The organism is Terrabacter sp. P5_B1 (assembly GCF_056400505.1).
Map to the genome: position 1 here is coordinate 1 of NZ_JBFULD010000505.1, position 1,937 is coordinate 1,937.

Here is a 1,937-nt window from a genome sequence, read left to right on the forward strand (position 1 = left end):
GGGGTGAGGTGGGCGCTCGGCACCCAGCCCGGGTAGCCGCGGTCGTCCTTGGGGGAGAGCTGCCACGGGGCGACCACAGCGGACCACGAGCCGGAGGTGCCCGTGACGATGACGGGCTCACCCTCGAGCAGCTGGGTCTCGACCCGGCCGTGCAGGCCGAGACGGCCGTCGCCCGACTCGTCGTCGGCGGCCCTCGTGTCGAGGGCGGCCAGCCACGCCACGACGTCCGGGTCGTCGGCCACGACGGGCGCGTCGATGGTGCGCGGACTCTCCGGGCTGGACCAGACCGTCGTCACGGGGACGCGGACGAGATGGGTGGACGTGGCGGGGGTGACGGCGACGGGCGAGCTCACGCCCGCCATCCTCGCACCACGGGACGACGGCGCCCGGGCGGCCCGGACGGTGGGACCGACCTCTCGCGGCAGGGGCCCTGTCTGTTCTCGCACGAATGCGTGCCGACCTCGACGATCTACTGGTCCGCAGTCCTCCGGAGCCGTACCGTCAGGGGTATGGCAGAGCGAATCACCCTCGAGGGATTCGATCCCCCGAAGAACCGACGACACAGCCCCGACGGCGACCTCGTCGACGTGCAGGGCTGGCTCCACGCGCCGGTGGACTGGACCGGCGGCCCACGCCTGGAGCACGCCTGGCGCGAGCGCCACGGCCGGTCCCGGCTCGGTGTCGGGCTCTCGGTCGCGAACAACCCGAGGCGGCACCTCCTCCTGACCAACGTCCCGGCGGACCTCGACTTCGTCCGGTCCGAGCTCGAGTCGCTCATCGCCGAGCTCGACCCGGACACGACGTCGGACCTCGAGGGTGCCCAGTAACCGGCGCCACCCCTCGACGAGGCGCACTGCCCCTGCCACGCCCACCGCGCCGACGTGAACCCCGCCGTCTCGCCCCCGACCCRGGGGTCGCGCTCGTACGCTGAGCGAGTGGCGAGACCGGCGATCATCACCGTGGACGACGACGCGCCGGTCTCGGCCGCGATCGCGAGGGACCTGAGGGCCCGCTACGGAGCCGACCACCGGATCCTGCGTGCCTCGTCCGGTGCCGAGGCGCTCGACCTCGTGGCCCGGCTCGTCCTCCGCGGCCAGCCGTTGGCGCTCGTCGCCTCCGACCAGCGGATGCCGGGGATGAGCGGCATCGAGCTGCTCGCGCGCGTGCGCGCCGACGTGCCCGACGCGAAGCTGCTGCTCCTCACGGCCTACGCCGACACCGACGTCGCGATCTCGGCGATCAACGACATCGGGCTCGACCACTACCTCCTCAAGCCCTGGGACCCGCCGGAGGATCGGCTCTACCCGGTGACCGACGACCTGCTCTCCGACTGGCACAACGCGCACCCCGAGCAGACGAACGACGTTCGCGTCGTGGGGGACCGATGGTCCGAGGCCAGCCACCTCGTCAAGACGTTCCTCGCCAACAACCACGTCCCGTACGTCTGGCTCGACGTCGAGCGCGATGCGGAGGGCGCCCGGCTGCGCGACCTCGCCGGCGCCCAGCCGGAGGACCTCCCGCTCGTGCTCGTCCCCGACGGCGAGACGCTGCGCGCCCCGACGCCGGTGGCGGTTGCGACGGCCCTCGGTCTGCGCACCCGCCCCGAGCGCGACCTCTACGACCTCTGCATCGTCGGTGGTGGCCCGGCCGGCCTCGCCGCCGCGGTCTACGCCGCGTCCGAGGGGCTCAGCACCGTCGTCGTCGAGCACGACGCCCCCGGGGGCCAGGCGGGTCAGAGCGCCGCCATCGAGAACTACCTCGGCTTCCCTCGCGGGCTGTCCGGCGCCGACCTCGCCCAGCGGGCCATCGCCCAGGCCCGGCGCTTCGGTGCCGAGATGGTGCTGGCCCGGGACGTCGTCGCCCTCGAGGCCCGGGGCCCGGTGCGCGCCGTCCGACTCGACGGCGCCGACGACATCGAGGCCCGCAGCGTCGTGCTC

Annotated in this window: 2 protein-coding genes and 1 pseudogene; 2 read left to right on the plus strand and 1 reads right to left on the minus strand. The window is 73.9% G+C overall.

Annotated features, from left to right (window positions below; translation table 11 throughout):
• Positions 1–353: pseudogene (locus AC1DP0_RS21430) on the minus strand (hypothetical protein); the annotation flags it as partial.
• A gap of 156 nt (positions 354–509) precedes the next feature.
• Here AC1DP0_RS21430 and AC1DP0_RS21435 point away from each other — a divergent pair.
• Together AC1DP0_RS21435 and AC1DP0_RS21440 are read left to right on the plus strand one after the other, a co-directional pair.
• The gene (locus AC1DP0_RS21435) at positions 510–827 is read left to right on the plus strand and encodes a hypothetical protein (RefSeq protein ID WP_478088526.1); all 318 of its coding nucleotides are present in this window, start codon (positions 510–512) and stop codon (positions 825–827) included.
• Between the two features lie 108 nt (positions 828–935).
• Positions 936–1,937, plus strand: a 1,002-nt coding sequence (locus AC1DP0_RS21440; protein WP_478088528.1) for an NAD(P)/FAD-dependent oxidoreductase, incomplete at its 3' end; no start/stop codon positions are given.